This window comes from Streptomyces nanhaiensis (assembly GCF_046614825.1).
GTDB classification, from domain to species: domain Bacteria; phylum Actinomycetota; class Actinomycetes; order Streptomycetales; family Streptomycetaceae; genus Streptomyces; species Streptomyces radiopugnans.
In genome coordinates, this window is record NZ_JBKJFM010000148.1 from 1 (window position 1) to 14,969 (window position 14,969).

Sequence of the window (14,969 nt, forward strand, 5' to 3'; positions counted from 1 at the left end):
CACCGGCCTGTCCGGCATCGGATACGCGCTGCTCAGGCTGGGTTTCCCGGAGGCGGTCCCCTCCGTCCTCCTGCTCGACCACTCTCCCGGGGCTCCGGGCCGTCCGCACACCGCCCAGTGACCCGCCCGCCAGGCGGGTGCGGACGGAGGCCGGCAGCCGGTCCGCGCCGGCCCCGGCGACCGGGCGGCCGGTGGGGGAGAGCACCCACGCCCGCAGGTCCAGGTCGGAGCCCAGCAGGTCCAGCACCACGTCCGGGCCGCCGCCCGCCGGACCGGGGGACATCAGCCGCCGGTGCCGCTCCACCACGGCGGCCAGATCGCCGGCCCGCTCGCCGGAGACCTGCCGCACCACGTGCTCGGTGACGGTGGCGAAGGCGACCTTCTCGTCCACCGAGAACAGCGGCATCCGGTGCCGTGCGCAGGCCGCCACCAGGTCCGCGGGCACCGGTCCCAGCTCCGCCTCGCCCGCCGCCAGCGCGGCCACGCCCGCGGCGGCGAGGATGCGGACGAACGGCTCGGGGTCCTCGGGCCCGCGCCGCCAGGCCAGCCCCGTCAGGACCAGCTCGCCGCCCGACAGATAGCGGCTCGGGTCGCGCAGGTCGGTGGTCATCACGCCCCGCACCGGCCGGTCGAGCTCCTCCTCGCCGCTCAGGAGCCGCAGCCCCAGGGAGGGGCTGTCCAGGAGTGCGCGCAACCGCATCGTCGTCGTCCGCCGATCTTTCCGTACCGCTCGTGCCGTACCGCCCGTGCGGGGCGCGCGTACGGCACCCCGGCCCCGGCGGGCCTTCGTTCGAATCTACAAGAACCGCTCTTGGGCCGTACGGGTGCTTCGCGCCTCCGGTGACCGCACCGGCCGGGTGACGGGCCGGTACGCCGCGGGCGCGCGGTGTAGTACGGGGGTAGCCGCCCGATCCCCCCGCCCGGCACCGGGTCCCACCGGGGGCCGGCGGCGGAGGAGCCCCGCGACCGACCGAGAAGAGCCGACGCCATGGACTTCTTGTGCCCCGCCGACCGGGAGGCGGCGCCCGCCGCCGGCGCCGGGCGCCCGAGCGGCCGATGAGCCCGAAGGAGCCAGGCGGGCCCGGACGCCCCGGGAAGCCGGAACCTCCCGAGAGGCCGGAACCCCCCGAGGATCCCCGGGAGGTCGGCCCCACGCCTCCCCGGGGGTCGCCCGTCGACCGCTGGTTCCACATCTCCCGCCGCGGCTCCACGGTCGCGCGGGAGGTGCGCGGCGGCGTCACCACCTTCATGGCGATGGCGTACATCCTGCTGCTCAACCCGGTGCTGCTGTCCGTCCCCGACCGCTACGGGAACCGGCTCGACCCCGCCGAGGTGATCACCGCGACCGCGCTGGCCGCGGCCGTCACCACCGTCGCCATGGGCCTGATCGGCCGCGTTCCACTGGCCCTGGCCGCCGGGCTGGGCGTCTCGGGCGTCCTGGCCACCCAGGTCGCCCCCGAGGTGAGCTGGCCGCAGGCGATGGGGATGTGCGTGATCTACGGCTCGGTGATCATCCTGCTGGTGGTCACCGGGATGCGCGAGCGGATCATGAACGCGATCCCGACGGCGCTCAAACACGCCATCACCATCGGCATCGGCCTGTTCATCGCGATGGTCGGCCTGGTCAACGCGGGCTTCGTGGGCCTGGGCGAGCCGGGCTCCCCGGTCACCCTCGGGCAGGGCGGCCGGCTGACCGGCTGGCCGGTGCTGGCCTTCTGCGTCACCCTGCTGCTGATCTTCATGCTGCTGGCCCGCGGGGTGCCCGGCGCCCTCCTCATCGGCATCGCCGCCGGCACCGCCGTCTCGGTGGCCGCCACCGCCGCCCTCGGCATCGGCGGCGAGGAGTGGGGCGGCGCCGTTCCCGAGCTCCCCGAACGGCTGGTCTCCGCACCCGACTTCGGTCTGCTGGGGAACGTGGAGATCGGAGGCCTGGCGGGCCTGGGCGTCACCGGCTTCACCATGGTCGTCTTCACCCTGGTGCTGGCCGGGTTCTTCGACGCGATGGCCACCATCATCGCCGTCGGCCACGAGGCGGGACTCACCGACGAGCAGGAGCGGATGCCGGGGCTGGGCCGGGCGCTGCTGGTGGACGGCGCGGGCGGGGTGGTCGGCGGAGTGGCGAGCGCGTCGGGCCAGACGGTGTTCATCGAGTCGGCCACGGGTGTGGGCGAGGGCGCCCGTACGGGGCTGTCCGCCGTCGTCACCGGGCTGCTGTTCGCGGCGGCGCTGCTGTTCACGCCGCTGGCGCTGATCGTGCCCGGTCAGGTGGCCTCCGCCGCGCTGGTCGTCATCGGCGCGATGATGATGCAGAACTCCCGCCACGTGGACTGGACCGACCGCACCACGGCGATCCCGGTCTTCCTCACCGTCGTCCTGATGCCCTTCACCTACTCCATCACCACCGGCATCGGCGCGGGCGTCATCGCCTACACCGCCGTGCGGGCGGCGGTGGGGCGCTGGCGCGAACCGGGGCCGCTGATGTGGCTGCTGACGGCCGTCTTCCTCGTCCACTTCGCGGTGGGCGGCACGGGGGCGGAGGGATGAGCCGGCCGGTGCCGGGCCGGACCGGACGCTCCGGTCCGGCCCGGCACCGGCGCAGAGGGCAGCGCCGTCAGTCCCGCCGCTCCTCCATCATCTCGGCCCAGCCGCCCTGGATCATCGTCTGGAAGCGCCAGACACCGCCCCGGCGCACCAGGACGTCGGCGTAGCGCATGCGGTGCTCATCACCGCCGGCCGTCGTCATCACCGAGTCGGTGAACACCACGACGAGGCAGGGGGAGAGGAAGAACGGGGTGCGCGCCGACTCGAAGCGGACCTCCTCCTCCCCTCCGCCGCCCATCACCGCGTTCATCGTCCCGGTGTACCGCTGCCGGTCCCACTGGGCCGTCCGGCCGCCGCCGTCGGAGCCGTCGGTCACCAGGTTCAGCGGGAAGACGGCCATGTCGGCCATGCGCTCGATGTTCTCCGGGGTGGGCGAGGAGGCGAGCCCGTCGTAGGCGGCGAACCACTCCTCCAGGCTCCGCAGGTCCTCCTCGGTCGGGGTGTAGCCGGTCAGGGCCGCGGCGGTCTCGGTGTTCTGCAGCAAGGCTCTCCATTCATCAAACTTGACTAGTTGCAGAGGAGGGTAATGCCCGCGCGTTCTGCTAGTCAAACTTGATTAGGAAATCTCCGTGGACCCCGTGCACCCGGTGCATCTCACGCCCCCCCGCGGGCCCCGTCCCCGCCGGCCGCCACCTCCCACCGGCCGCGGCCCCTCCGCGCGCCGGGCACGGCACACGGGCCGGCGCGAGTGGGCGGCGGCCGGCGCGGGCATCCGTACCTCCGACCGAGGCCCACTTCTCCACGGAGGCGGCATGAGCGAGATCCAGCACGGCCGGTTACCGCAGCGCCCGCACGAGCCGGCCCGGAAGGACGGCGTCCCCAGGGCGCTGTCCGGCGTCGTCCTGGACGCGCCCGACCCCCGCGCCCTCGCCGCCTTCTACCGGCGGCTCCTGGGCTGGGAGACCGTCGATGACGAATCCGACTGGGTGAGCCTGAAGGGCCCGGGCAGCACCAAGCTCTCCTTCCAGACCGAGCCGGAGTACCGGCCGCCCACCTGGCCGGGCAGGAACGACCGCCAGCAGATGATGCTCCACCTGGACTTCGAGGTCGACGACCTGGAAGCCGCCCACGAGCACGCCGTCGCGGCCGGTGCCACCCTCGCCGGCTTCCAGCCCCAGGACGACGTACGGGTCTACACCGACCCGGTCGGGCACGTGTTCTGCCTCTTCACCGGCGACTGACCCCGCGCTGGCCCCGTGCCCCCGGCGGGCGGCCCCGTCGGGAACGCGGGGTCAGCGCGGGCCGCCTGAGCCGAGCAGCGCGTGCGCCGCCTCGTTGGCCGGCTGCGGGGTGCCCGCCAGATCCAGCGTGAAGAGCGGGAGGCCCAGGCCGTCCGCGCGGCCGAGCGCCTCGCGGGTGTAACCCGCCAGGGAGAAGCAGACGGCCACCGCCGACTCGTTGAGGCCGTGCAGCCACAGCGTCTCGACGGCCTCCGGCCCGGTCGGCGAGGTGGTGGGATCCACTCCGGCCAGGACGTCGGGCCCGCGCAGGTCGACGCCCGAGGCCGGATGGGCCCCGATCACGGGGCGCACCCGCTCGAAGCCCAGCCAGTCCAGGTAGAGCGCGGCGGCCGTCACCGCGTCCCGGGCGGTGCGGATGGCGACCGGCTGGAAGTCGGGCCGCTCGCGGACCGCGGCCGGCCGGGGCGCGTTTGCCGCCTGTCCGCCCGCCGGCACGGCGGACGGGCAGGCGGCCCCGGAGGACTGGTCGGAGGGCTGGGCGAGGGGAGGCCGCAGCAGCGCGCCGCACGGGCAGCCCAGCTCCGGCCGCGGCCACTCGTCGTGCCGTCCGCAGGCCGCGCAGCGCAGCGTCAGCCAGGAGTCGGCCCACACGCGGTGCCGCACCCTCACGGGAATCCCGCCGCGCAGCAGCTCGGGCGCCACCGGGGCACCGCAGCGGCACGGGTAGGAGGGCACGGTGTAGAGGTGCTCACGGCGGCACTGGGGGCACCGCACCGGCACGGTCTCTGCCATCTCGGCTCCAGGCGGAGGATCGGGCCGAAGGCCACGGGAACGGGGGCTTCGCGCTCATCGTCCCCGATGCGCACGGCCGCCGGGAACGGGTTCGCACGACCGTGTCCCCCGGCGGCGGAGCGGAGGGACGACTTCCGGTCATATTCCCCCGGCAGTCCCGCGACCCGTCGCCCGGTGAGGAGACGCCCGGTGATGGGACGGGCCGCGGGGCCGGCCGGACGCCCGGCACCGCTCAGTCCAGCAGCTCGTACGCCGGCAGGGTCAGGAACTCCACGTAGTCCTCGTCCAGCGCCACCCGCAGCAGCAGGTCGTGCGCCTGCCGCCACCTGCCCGCCGCGTACGCCTCCTCGCCCAGTTCGGCGCGGATGTCCGCCAGGTCGTCGGCGGCCAGCGAGCGCACCAGTTCGGCGGTGACCTCCTCCCCGGTGTCCAGCACCACGCCGGCGTCGACCCACTGCCAGATCTGCGACCGCGAGATCTCGGCGGTCGCGGCGTCCTCCATCAGCCCGAAGATCGCCACGGCGCCCTGGCCCCGCAGCCACGCCTCGATGTAGCGGATGCCGACCCGCACGGCGCCCACCAGCCCCTCGCGGGTGGGCCTGGCCTCCAGGGAGTCGACGGCGAGCAGGTCGGCCGCGGTGACGCGCACGTCCTCGCGCAGCCGCTCCTTCTGGTGCGGCCGGGCGCCGAGCACCGCGTCGAAGGACGCCCGCGCCACGGGCACCAGATCGGGGTGGGCCACCCAGGAGCCGTCGAAACCGTCCCCCGCCTCGCGGTCCTTGTCGGCCCTGACCCTGGCGAAGGCCCGCTCGTTGGCCCGCGGGTCGCGCCGGTCGGGGATGAAGGCGGACATGCCGCCGATGGCGTGCGCCCCGCGCCTGTGGCAGGTGCGCACCAGCAGCTCGGTGTAGGCGCGCATGAAGGGCGCGGTCATGGTCACCGCGTTGCGGTCGGGCAGCACGAACCGCTCACCGGCGTCCCGGAAGTTCTTCACGATGGAGAACAGGTAGTCCCAGCGGCCCGCGTTGAGGCCGGAGGCGTGGTCGCGCAGCTCGTAGAGGATCTCCTCCATCTCGAACGCGGCGGTGATCGTCTCGATCAGCACGGTGGCGCGGACGGAGCCCCGCGGGATGCCGCAGTGGTCCTGGGCGAAGACGAAGACGTCGTTCCACAGCCGCGCCTCCAGGTGCGACTCCAGCTTGGGCAGGTAGAAGTACGGGCCCCGGCCCGTCTCCAGCAGCAGACGGGCGTTGTGGAAGAAGTACAGGCCGAAGTCGACCAGCGCGCCGGGCACGGCGCGGTCGCCGACCCGCAGGTGCCGCTCGTCCAGGTGCCAGCCGCGCGGCCTTACCACGACGGTGGCCGTCTCCCCGTCGGGCCGCAGCTCGTAGCGCCTGCCCCCGGGCGCGGTGAAGTCGATGCGGCGGCGGTGGGCGTCCATCAGGTTGATCTGGCCGCCGACCACGTTCCCCCAGGTGGGGGCGGAGGCGTCCTCGAAGTCGGCGAGCCAGACGCGGGCGCCGGAGTTGAGGGCGTTGACCGTCATCCTGCGGTCGACCGGGCCGGTGATCTCCACCCGGCGGTCCCGGAGCGCCTCGGGGGCCGGCGCCACCCGCCAGTCGCCCTCGCGGACGTGGGCGGTGGAGGGCTGGAAGTCCAGGGTGCCGGTGCGGGCGATCTCGGCGCGGCGCTCGGCCCGGCGGGCCAGCAGTTCGTCGCGGCGCGGGGTGAACCGGTGGTGCAGCTCGCCGAGGAAGGCGAGGGCGGCATCGGTGAGGACCTCCCCGTGACGCCCCCGGTGCCCGTCGGGCGTCCGGGCGGGATCGGCGCCGGCGACGACGGCGGGCGGGGGCGGCGCTGCTGCGGACATGGCGTGTCACTCCTTCGTCGGGGCGGCGGGCAGGGGCCGCTGCCACCGGCACGTTCCGCCGCCGCGAACCAGTCTCCCCGTCGCCGGCGCCCGCGGTCCGCCGGGCCCCGGACCGCCCGCCTGCCGGCTCCCGACCGGTCCCGGTGGCCTGAACCATGCCCCGAGTCTCGCCCTCCGTGTAGCGCGATGTGCGGAGAGTGGCGTTTACTGTGCGCACCCCTCTCCGGCCGCACGGCTTCGGGAGGGGCCGGGCCGCGGGCCCGTACTGCTGGGGAGCGGCGGAACGGCACGGCAGCGCCGCGGAGAACCGGAAGAAGACGGAGCACGACGGAGCACGACGGCAGCACGACTACAGACGACGAGGAACACAGCATCCGTGTGGGGGGAGCTGCGTTGCGGAAGGAAGCGGTAGGACGCCGGGCGGTCGTCCACGGACAGGACGACCCGCGGGTCATCGCACTGCACCGGGCCGTGGCCCGGCTGCACCGGGAACTGGCCGGTTACCGCGCACAGTTGGCGGACCGGCAGATAGCCGAGGACGAACTGGCCGCCGTGGAGGCCGCCCTCCGCGCGGGCGCTCCCGAGGCCGTCCGGCTGCGCCACTCGCTGCTGCTGATCGCGGGGGCGATCGGCTCGGTGAGCGCGCTGGCCGAGGCGCTGGCGGAGGTGCGCAAGGCCGTCGAGCTGTTCGGCGGGCCGACGCCCTGAGGGGCGGCCCGTTTCGGCCCACCTGCGGCCGCCGGGCCGCCTGGCCGGATAACGATGTCGCCCCGGTGCCTCCCGCTGGCATCATCGGCGGCGGAGGGCCGAGCAGGGGGAGGGGCGGATGAGCACGGACGAGCCGGCACCGGTCGATCTGGTGGCCCTGGGCGAGGAATTCGTCCGCGACCCCTACCCCGTCTACGCCGCGCTGCGGGCCCGCGGCCCGGTGCACCGGGTGCGGATGCCCGAGGGCGCCGAGGCGTGGCTGGTCGTCGGGTACGAGGAGGCGCGGGCCGTCCTCGCCGACCCGCGCCTGTCCAAGCACTGGAGCAGCGCCTCGCCCACCCTGCCGGTGGGCCCTCCGGCGCCCGGGGTCAGCATGCTCAGCACCGACCCGCCCGACCACACCAGGCTGCGCAGGCTCGTCGCCCGCGAGTTCACCGCGCGGCGCGTGGCGTCCCTGGAGCCGAGGGTGCGGGAGATCGCCGACGGGCTGCTGGAGGCGATGCTGAAGGAGCCGGACCGGCGGGCCGACCTGGTGGACGCCTACGCCTTCCCGCTGCCCATCACGGTCATCTGCGAGCTGCTGGGCGTGCCGTTCCTGGACCGGGAGGCGTTCCGGGCCTGGTCGGCCACCCTCGTCGGGGACGCGGGCTTCGAGGAGAAGCGGGCCGCGAACGAGGCCGTCACCGCGTATCTCACCGGGCTGCTGGAGGAGAAGCGGCGGCAGCCGGGCGAGGACCTGCTGAGCGCCCTGCTGCACACCGCCGACGAGGACGGCGACCGGCTGTCCGCCGAGGAGCTGCTCGGCATGGCCTGGCTGCTGCTCATCGCGGGCCACGAGACCACCGTCAACCTGATCGCGAACGGCACCCTCGCCCTGCTCACCCACCCCGACCAGCTCGCGCTGCTGCGCTCGGACCCCTCCCTGACCGAGGGCGCGGTCGAGGAGATGCTGCGCTACGACGGCCCGGTCGAGACGCCCACCTACCGCTTCACCACCGAACCCGTCGAGATCGGCGGGACGGTGATCCCCGGCGGCGGGGAGCTGGTGCTGGCGGCCCTGGCGGACGCCAACCGCGACCCGGGGCGCTTCGAGGAGCCCGGCCGCTTCGACATCCGCCGCGGATCCCGCGGTCACCTCGCCTTCGGGCACGGCATCCACCACTGCCTGGGCGCCCCGCTGGCCCGGCTGGAGGGCCGCGTCGCCGTCCGCGCGCTGCTGGAGCACTGCCCGGACCTGGCCCTCGACATCCACCCGGCGGCCGTCTCCTGGCGGCACGGCATGATCATCCGCGGCCCGCACCGCCTGCCGGTGCGCTTCTGAGGCACCGCTCCGGGACACCGCCCGCCGGTCCGCCCCCTCCCGCCCCTCCGTTCTCCGCCCAGCCCTCCGCGGACCCTCCCCGGGCACCTCCACGGGTCCTCCCCGCCACCCCCGCTCCCCCCGCGAGCTGCGGTGACGGATACTTGTGCGGCCGGGGCCGGGCACCGCCCGCGCCCCGCACGGCACGGAACCGGCCGCCAGGCCGGCACTCACGCAGCGAGAGGGCGGAAACCGCGTGACCACGGCAGGAGGGGTACGCAGGGGCGTACGGACCGGCATACGCAACGGCACACGGGCCGGTATGCGGACGAAGGGCGCGGTGCTGGCGGCGGTCCTCGCGCTCGCCCTGGCCGGATGCAGCAGCACCGGCGGGAAGCGGGCCGAGGAGGAGCGCGAGCGTGCCGGGGGCCGCGCGGCGGTGGACACCCCGCGCTGGACGTTCGCGATGGTCACCCACTCGGGAGACGGCGACACCTACTGGGACATCGTCCGCAGCGGCGCCGAGCAGGCGGCCGCCAAGGACAACGTGGAGTTCCTCTACTCCCACGACAAGGAGGCCGGCCGCCAGGCCCAGCTCGTCCAGACCGCCATCGACCAGAAGGTGGACGGGCTGATCGTCACCCTCGCCAAGCCCGAGGCGATGGAGGCGGTGGTGCGCAAGGCGGTGAAGGCCGGGATACCGGTGGTCACGGTCAACTCCGGCCAGGACGAGTCCGCCGGCCTCGGCGCCCTCGCCCACATCGGCCAGGACGAGTCCGTCGCCGGGGAGGCGGTCGGCCGGGAGCTGAACGAGCGCGGCCACGCCAAGGCCCTGTGCGTCGTCCACGAGCAGGGCAACGTCGGCCACGAGGAGCGCTGCGCCGGAGTGCGCGAGGCCTTCGAGGGCAAGGTGGAGAACCTCTACGTGGACGGCACCAACATGCCCTCCGTGGAGTCCTCCGTCGAGGCCGAGCTCCAGTCCGACCGGGACGTGGACACCGTCGTCACCCTCGGCGCCCCCTTCGCCGCCACCGCCGCCAAGGCCGTGAAGCGGGCGGGCAGCGACGCGGAGGTCAACACCTTCGACCTCAACGCCCGGGTCGTGGAAGGCCTGCGGGACGGCACGATCGGCTTCGCCGTCGACCAGCAGCCCTACCTCCAGGGCTACGAGGCCGTCGACCTGCTGTGGCTGCACCGCCACAACGGCAACATGCTCGGCGGCGGACGGCCGGTCCTCACCGGCCCGCAGCTGGTGACCCGGGAGGACGCCGCCGACCTGGAGAAGTACACCGAGCGGGGCACCCGGTGACCGCCACCCCCGCGGCCCTGGCCGAGGACGCCGCCGCGCGCGGACCGGTGGTGCGGCGCCTGCTGGCCCGCCCCGAGCTGGGCGCGGTGGTCGGCGCCGTGGCCGTCCTGGTCTTCTTCGCCGTCGCCGCCGACGACTTCCTGCGCCCCGCCGGCCTGGGCACCGTCCTGTACGCCTCCTCCACGATCGGCATCATGGCGGTGCCGGTGGCCCTGCTGATGATCGGCGGGGAGTTCGACCTGTCGGCGGGCGTGATGGTCACCAGCTCGGCGCTGGTGTCGTCGATGTTCAGCTACCAGATGACGGCGAACGTGTGGGCCGGCGTCGTGGTGTCCCTGCTGGTCACCCTCGCGATGGGCCTCTTCAACGGCTGGACGCTCACCCGCACCCGCCTGCCGAGCTTCATCATCACCCTGGGCACCTTCCTGATGCTCACCGGCCTCAACCTCGGCCTCACCAAGCTGATCGGCGGCACGGTCTCCACCAAGGCGATCGGCGACATGGAGGGCTTCGCCTCCGCCCGCGCGGTCTTCGCCTCCGAGGTGACCGTCGGCGGCTTCCAGCTGAGGATCACCATCGTGTGGTGGCTCGCGCTGGTCGCCGCGGCCACCTGGATCCTGCTGCGGACCAGGGCGGGCAACTGGGTCTTCGCCGTCGGCGGCAACGCGCAGGCCGCCCGCGCGGTCGGCGTCCCCGTCGACCGCACCAGGATCGGCCTGTACGCGGGCGTGGCCCTGGCCGCCTGGATCTCCGGCCAGCACCTGCTGTTCAGCTACGACGTGGTGCAGTCCAGCGAAGGCGTGGGCAACGAGCTGATCTACATCGCCGCGGCCGTCATCGGCGGCTGCCTGCTCACCGGCGGCTACGGCTCGGCGGCCGGCGCCGCCGTCGGCGCCCTGATCTTCGGCATGACCAGCAAGGGCATCGTCTACGCGCAGTGGGACCCCAACTGGTTCAAGTTCTTCCTCGGGGCGATGCTGCTGCTCGCCACACTGCTCAACGCATGGATCCGAAGGCGGGCGGAGGCATCCTCGTGAACGAGTCACCCACGGAGCCGGCCGGCTCCCCCGGGGCACTGGTGGAGCTGGAGGGCGTCGGCAAGCGCTACGGCAACGTGACCGCGCTGGGGGGCGTGTCGCTGGCGGTCCGCCCCGGCGAGATCACCTGCGTGCTCGGCGACAACGGGGCCGGCAAGTCGACCCTCATCAAGATCATCTCCGGGCTGCACCGGCACGACGCCGGCACCTTCCGCATCGACGGCGAGGAGGTCCGCCTCACCTCGCCCCGCGAAGCCCTCGACCGCGGCATCGCCACCGTCTACCAGGACCTGGCGGTCGTCCCGCTGATGCCGGTGTGGCGCAACTTCTTCCTCGGCTCCGAGCCCGTCACCGGACGCGGCCCCCTGCGCCGCCTGGACGCCGCCGCCATGCGCCGCACCACACGTGAGGCCCTGCTGCGCATGGGCATCGACCTGCGCGACGTGGACCAGCCCATCGGCACCCTCTCCGGCGGCGAGCGGCAGTCGGTCGCCATCGCCCGCGCCGTCCACTTCGGCGCCCGGGTGGTCGTCCTGGACGAGCCGACCGCGGCCCTGGGCGTCAGACAGGCCGGGGTGGTCCTGCGCTACGTCGCCGCCGCCCGTGAAGAGGGGCTGGGCGTCGTGCTGGTCACCCACAACCCCCACCACGCCCATCTGGTCGGCGACCGGTTCGTACTGCTCAAGCGCGGCTCCATGGCCGGCAGCCACGCCCGCGAGGAGATCGGCCTGGACGAGCTGACCCGCCAGATGGCGGGCGGCAGCGAACTGGACGAGCTCGGCCACGAACTGGCGCGTACCCGTTCCTCGGAGCCGGGCCGCCGGGCTTCGTAGGGCACAATCGACGGTGATGAGTACGTACCGTGACCGGGCGCACCGCGGATCTGCCGGAACGACCGCCGGAACGACCGCCAGGGCGACCGCCAGAGCGACGGTGTTCAGGGCCGTGGCCATGCGCGAGCGGCGCTCCTACGTCTCCGCGCCGCGCGTGCCCACGGTGGGCATCGACATCGGCGGCACCAAGGTGATGGCGGGCGTCGTCGACGCCGACGGCCGCATCCTGGAGAAGGTCCGGGCGGAGACCCCCGACAAGTCCAAGAGCCCGAAGGTGGTCGAGGACACCATCGCCGAGCTGGTCCTGGACCTCTCCGACCGCCACGACGTGCACGCCGTCGGCATCGGGGCGGCCGGCTGGGTGGACGCCGACCGCTCCCGGGTGCTGTTCGCCCCCCACCTGGCCTGGCGAGACGAGCCGCTGCGCGATGCGCTGACCGCGCGCCTGGCCGTGCCCGTCATGGTCGACAACGACGCCAACACCGCCGCCTGGGGCGAGTGGCGCTTCGGCGCCGGCCGCGGCGAGGACCACCTCGTCATGATCACCCTCGGCACCGGCATCGGCGGCGCCATACTCGAGGACGGCCAGGTCAAGCGGGGCAGGTACGGCGTGGCCGGGGAGTTCGGCCACATGCAGGTCGTGCCCGGCGGCCACCGCTGCCCCTGCGGCAACCGCGGCTGCTGGGAGCAGTACAGCTCCGGCAACGCCCTGGTCCGCGAGGCCCGCGAGCTGGCGGCGGCCGAGTCGCCGGTCGCGTACGGGATCATCGACCGTGTCGGCGGCAACGTCCGCGACATCACCGGGCCGCTGATCACCGAACTGGCCCGCGAGGGCGACGCGATGTGCATCGAGCTCCTCCAGGAGATCGGCGAGTGGCTCGGCGTCGGCATCGCCAACCTGGCCGCCGCGCTGGACCCCTCCTGCTTCGTCGTCGGCGGCGGGGTCAGCGCCGCCGACGAACTGCTGATCGGCCCCGCCCGGGACGCCTTCCGCCGCCATCTCACCGGCCGCGGCTACCGTCCCGAGGCCCGTGTCGTGCGCGCCGAGCTCGGACCGGAGGCCGGCATGGTCGGCGCCGCCGACCTCGCCCGGCTGGTCGCCCGCCGCTTCCGCCGCGCCAACCGCCGCCGGGTGGAGCGGTACGAGCGCGCCGGGGTCGGTCTGCTGCCGTCGCGTGGTTGGGGGGCGGGCCGTTGACCGCCACCGTGTCCCTGCCGCAGCCCGGCACTCCGCCGCACCGGCCCAGGCACCGGTGGCTGGCCGCGGTCGTGGTGGTGCTGCTGATCGCGATTCCCGCCGGTTACCTGGTGCTCTCCGCCTACCAGAGCCGTGACAGCGGCAAGGACAAGCAGCGCGCCGCCGCCGCCACCGGCCTGGTGTGGCAGTGGCCCAGCAAGCTGGAGAGCCGCGTCTACGAGGTGCCCGTGCCCGGCGGGTCCACCTATGTGGCGCACTACGAGGCCAACAGCTGGCAGCGCAGTACCTTCTACGTGCAGTTCCGCACCTCCCGGCAGGGCCTGGAGAGGTTCCTGGAGGAGGCCGGCGGGGATCCGCGCGCCCTGCGCGAGGGCGCCCCGGGGGTCACCGCGCGGCAGGCGCGGACGGTGGGCTGGGATCTGGACGCCCCGGGCCGCCGCTACGCGGGCATCAGGGTCGAGCGGCCCGGCGAGCGGCCCGACCTGGCGGTCACCGTGGACGTCACCGGTGAGGACCGGCTGCGGGTCTACGCGGTCTCCACGGTCGAGTTCTGACGGAACCGGCCGCCGCCCGGTCCGGGAGGACCGTGCGGGAGCGGGCGGAGCGGCGAGGCCCCGCCGGAGCGCTCCGGCGGGGCCCCGCCGCGGGGCCGGACCGTCCGGTCAGCTCCGCGGACCGCCCGCGACGGCGCAGGCGGTGCCGTTGAGGGCGTAGGAGGCCGGCGGGGCGGTGTCGCCGGTGTGTGTGGCCTGGAAGCCGATGTCGACCGACGCGCCCGGGGCGATGGTGGCGTTGTGGGAGACGTTCCTGGCCGTCACCCGGCCGGAGGCGGGGGAGTAGTCCGCGTTCCAGCCGGAGGTGATGGTCTGGCCGCCGGGCAGGGTGAACGCGAGGGACCAGCCCCCGATCGCGGCGGTGCCGGTGTTGGTGATGGTGATGTTCGAGGTCAGACCGGTGTTCCAGGCGTTGACGGTGGCGGTGACCCGGCAGGCCGCCGGCTCGGGCTCGGGCTCGGGGTCCGGGTCCGGGTCCGGGTCGGAGCTCTGGAACTGGGTGAAGAACTTCCATATCTCCGCCGGCAGCCAGGTCCTGGGGCCGCTGTCGCCGGGGGCCCCGTCCTGCGGGGCGGCGATGTGCCCCTCGTCGAACGCGGCCCAGACGACCGGGTGCCCGGCCGAGCAGCCCGAGTAGGCGGTGATCCGGTGCGTCAGGCTGCCCTGGGCCGGCTCCGGCGGGTTCTGGGGGGTGCAGCCGTTGTTCCCGACGAACCTGTCCCGCATCGCCCGGCCGCCGGAGATGCCGAGGACGCTGTCCCTGAGGCCGTGCACTCCGAAGTAGGCGATGGGCCTGGTGCCGTCGTCGCACCCGCTGAGCACCCCGGCGCTCTGGACCGCGACCGCCCGGAAGACCGTCGCGCGGGAACACGCGAGCGAGTACGACATGGCGCCCCCGTAGCTGAATCCCAGGGCGAAGCGCTGGTCCTGGTCGACGCACAGGTCCGCCTCGATCAGCCGGATCATGTCGTCGACGAACGCGGTGTCCCTCCCGCCGGTGTTGGCCCAGCCGTTGTCGAGGCCCTGGGGTGCGACGAAGACGGCGCTCTCGTTCGCCAGCCGCTGGAGCCCGTAGTAGGCCCAGGTGCCCGTGTCCACGGTGCGGCCGGTGGCCACGTCGGTGGAGGAGCCGCCCAGCCAGTGGAACCCGAAGACCAGCCGGTAGGGGCGGTCGCGGTCGTAGCCGTCGGGGACCCGCAGGATGAAGCTCCGGTTCCTGCCGCCGCTCTGGATCGTGTGCGTACCGCTCGTCAGGGTGGGGGCCTTGCCGCACCCGGGGCTCGCGGCGGCATCGGCGCCGGCGGCGGTGGCGCCGGCGGCCGCGCGGGGGGCCGTGGGCGGGGCGTGGTGGTGGTGTGGGAGCGGGCGTGAGGAGCGGGGCGGTGCGAAAGCCGAATGCGGGCGGCAAAGCAGCGTGGGCAGGATGCCCGGCGTGACCGGACTGCCGAGGAACACCGTGCCGCCGCCTTCCGTGCTCGACGCCTTCGGAGTGGAGGGCACTCCTGTCCCGCTGGCCGGAGGGCGGGGACGCAGCGTCCGCGTCGGCGGTTTCGTGTTCAAGCCCGCTGACGGCACGGAGGAGGAGG

14 protein-coding genes are annotated in these 14,969 nt (G+C 74.3%); 9 read left to right on the forward strand and 5 right to left on the reverse strand.

From position 1 onward, the window contains the following. On the reverse strand, nt 1–700 hold a 700-nt coding region (locus ACLIYP_RS24740; protein WP_412715321.1), incomplete at its 3' end, for a PucR family transcriptional regulator ligand-binding domain-containing protein. A 356-nt stretch (nt 701–1,056) separates the two neighbouring features. Here ACLIYP_RS24740 and ACLIYP_RS24745 point away from each other — a divergent pair. After that, nucleotides 1,057–2,544, forward strand: coding sequence for an NCS2 family permease (locus ACLIYP_RS24745; RefSeq protein ID WP_412715322.1), 1,488 nt, complete (start codon nt 1,057–1,059; stop codon nt 2,542–2,544). A gap of 67 nt (nt 2,545–2,611) precedes the next feature. Here the strand turns inward: ACLIYP_RS24745 and ACLIYP_RS24750 are convergent, their stop codons facing one another. Further along, nucleotides 2,612–3,085, reverse strand: coding sequence for a nuclear transport factor 2 family protein (locus ACLIYP_RS24750; RefSeq protein ID WP_412715323.1), 474 nt, complete (start codon nt 3,083–3,085; stop codon nt 2,612–2,614). Between the two features lie 268 nt (nt 3,086–3,353). On the opposite strand from ACLIYP_RS24750, the gene ACLIYP_RS24755 reads away from it, so the two are divergent. Continuing rightward, on the forward strand, nt 3,354–3,782 hold the full coding sequence (locus ACLIYP_RS24755; RefSeq protein WP_412715324.1) for a VOC family protein: 429 nt from the start codon (nt 3,354–3,356) through the stop codon (nt 3,780–3,782). Between the two features lie 51 nt (nt 3,783–3,833). Here ACLIYP_RS24755 and ACLIYP_RS24760 read toward each other — a convergent pair whose 3' ends face one another. After that, complete coding sequence (locus ACLIYP_RS24760; RefSeq protein ID WP_412715325.1) at nt 3,834–4,574, reverse strand: hypothetical protein; 741 nt, start codon at nt 4,572–4,574, stop codon at nt 3,834–3,836. 232 nt (nt 4,575–4,806) lie between these two features. Continuing rightward, nucleotides 4,807–6,444 (reverse strand): malate synthase A, encoded by a 1,638-nt coding sequence (gene aceB / locus ACLIYP_RS24765; protein ID WP_412715326.1) that lies wholly within the window; start codon nt 6,442–6,444, stop codon nt 4,807–4,809. Nucleotides 6,445–6,837: 393 nt separating this feature from the next. Here aceB and ACLIYP_RS24770 point away from each other — a divergent pair, with 393 nt between their 5' ends. The 7 genes from ACLIYP_RS24770 (at nt 6,838) to ACLIYP_RS24800 (ending at nt 13,383) form a co-directional block, all read left to right on the forward strand. Beyond that, the gene (locus tag ACLIYP_RS24770) at nt 6,838–7,152 is read left to right on the forward strand and encodes a DUF5955 family protein (RefSeq protein ID WP_412715327.1); all 315 of its coding nucleotides are present in this window, start codon (nt 6,838–6,840) and stop codon (nt 7,150–7,152) included. A gap of 118 nt (nt 7,153–7,270) precedes the next feature. Continuing rightward, the gene (locus ACLIYP_RS24775) at nt 7,271–8,473 is read left to right on the forward strand and encodes a cytochrome P450 family protein (protein ID WP_412715328.1); all 1,203 of its coding nucleotides are present in this window, start codon (nt 7,271–7,273) and stop codon (nt 8,471–8,473) included. A 301-nt stretch (nt 8,474–8,774) separates the two neighbouring features. Continuing rightward, entirely contained in the window at nt 8,775–9,761 is a 987-nt protein-coding gene (locus ACLIYP_RS24780; RefSeq protein ID WP_412715329.1) for a sugar ABC transporter substrate-binding protein, read from the forward strand. Further along, nucleotides 9,758–10,798: an ABC transporter permease gene (locus ACLIYP_RS24785; protein WP_412715330.1), complete on the forward strand. Its 1,041-nt coding sequence runs from the start codon at nt 9,758–9,760 to the stop codon at nt 10,796–10,798. Before ACLIYP_RS24780 ends, ACLIYP_RS24785 begins: the two co-directional genes overlap by 4 nt. Beyond that, entirely contained in the window at nt 10,765–11,631 is an 867-nt protein-coding gene (locus tag ACLIYP_RS24790; protein WP_412715331.1) for an ATP-binding cassette domain-containing protein, read from the forward strand. Before ACLIYP_RS24785 ends, ACLIYP_RS24790 begins: the two co-directional genes overlap by 34 nt. A 16-nt stretch (nt 11,632–11,647) precedes the next feature. After that, nucleotides 11,648–12,829 (forward strand): ROK family glucokinase, encoded by a 1,182-nt coding sequence (locus ACLIYP_RS24795; protein WP_412715332.1) that lies wholly within the window; start codon nt 11,648–11,650, stop codon nt 12,827–12,829. Next, nucleotides 12,826–13,383 carry a hypothetical protein gene (locus ACLIYP_RS24800; protein ID WP_412715333.1) on the forward strand — a complete coding sequence of 186 codons (558 nt, stop codon included), beginning with the start codon at nt 12,826–12,828 and terminating at the stop codon, nt 13,381–13,383. Before ACLIYP_RS24795 ends, ACLIYP_RS24800 begins: the two co-directional genes overlap by 4 nt. 108 nt (nt 13,384–13,491) lie before the next feature. On the opposite strand, the gene ACLIYP_RS24805 is transcribed toward ACLIYP_RS24800, so the two are convergent. Next, nucleotides 13,492–14,838 (reverse strand): CE1 family esterase, encoded by a 1,347-nt coding sequence (locus ACLIYP_RS24805; RefSeq protein WP_412715334.1) that lies wholly within the window; start codon nt 14,836–14,838, stop codon nt 13,492–13,494. Between the last annotated feature and the right edge of the window lie 131 nt (nt 14,839–14,969).

Bases quoted from the DNA above. Each gene is read 5' to 3' on its own strand.
- ACLIYP_RS24760 (WP_412715325.1), bottom strand. From the start codon at position 4,574: ATGGCAGAGACCGTGCCGGTGCGGTGCCCCCAGTGCCGCCGTGAGCAC.
- ACLIYP_RS24755 (WP_412715324.1), top strand. From the start codon at position 3,354: ATGAGCGAGATCCAGCACGGCCGGTTACCGCAGCGCCCGCACGAGCCG.
- ACLIYP_RS24790 (WP_412715331.1), top strand. From the start codon at position 10,765: ATGGATCCGAAGGCGGGCGGAGGCATCCTCGTGAACGAGTCACCCACG.
- ACLIYP_RS24745 (WP_412715322.1), top strand. From the start codon at position 1,057: ATGAGCCCGAAGGAGCCAGGCGGGCCCGGACGCCCCGGGAAGCCGGAA.
- ACLIYP_RS24780 (WP_412715329.1), top strand. From the start codon at position 8,775: ATGCGGACGAAGGGCGCGGTGCTGGCGGCGGTCCTCGCGCTCGCCCTG.
- ACLIYP_RS24795 (WP_412715332.1), top strand. From the start codon at position 11,648: ATGAGTACGTACCGTGACCGGGCGCACCGCGGATCTGCCGGAACGACC.
- aceB (WP_412715326.1), bottom strand. From the start codon at position 6,444: ATGTCCGCAGCAGCGCCGCCCCCGCCCGCCGTCGTCGCCGGCGCCGAT.
- ACLIYP_RS24775 (WP_412715328.1), top strand. From the start codon at position 7,271: ATGAGCACGGACGAGCCGGCACCGGTCGATCTGGTGGCCCTGGGCGAG.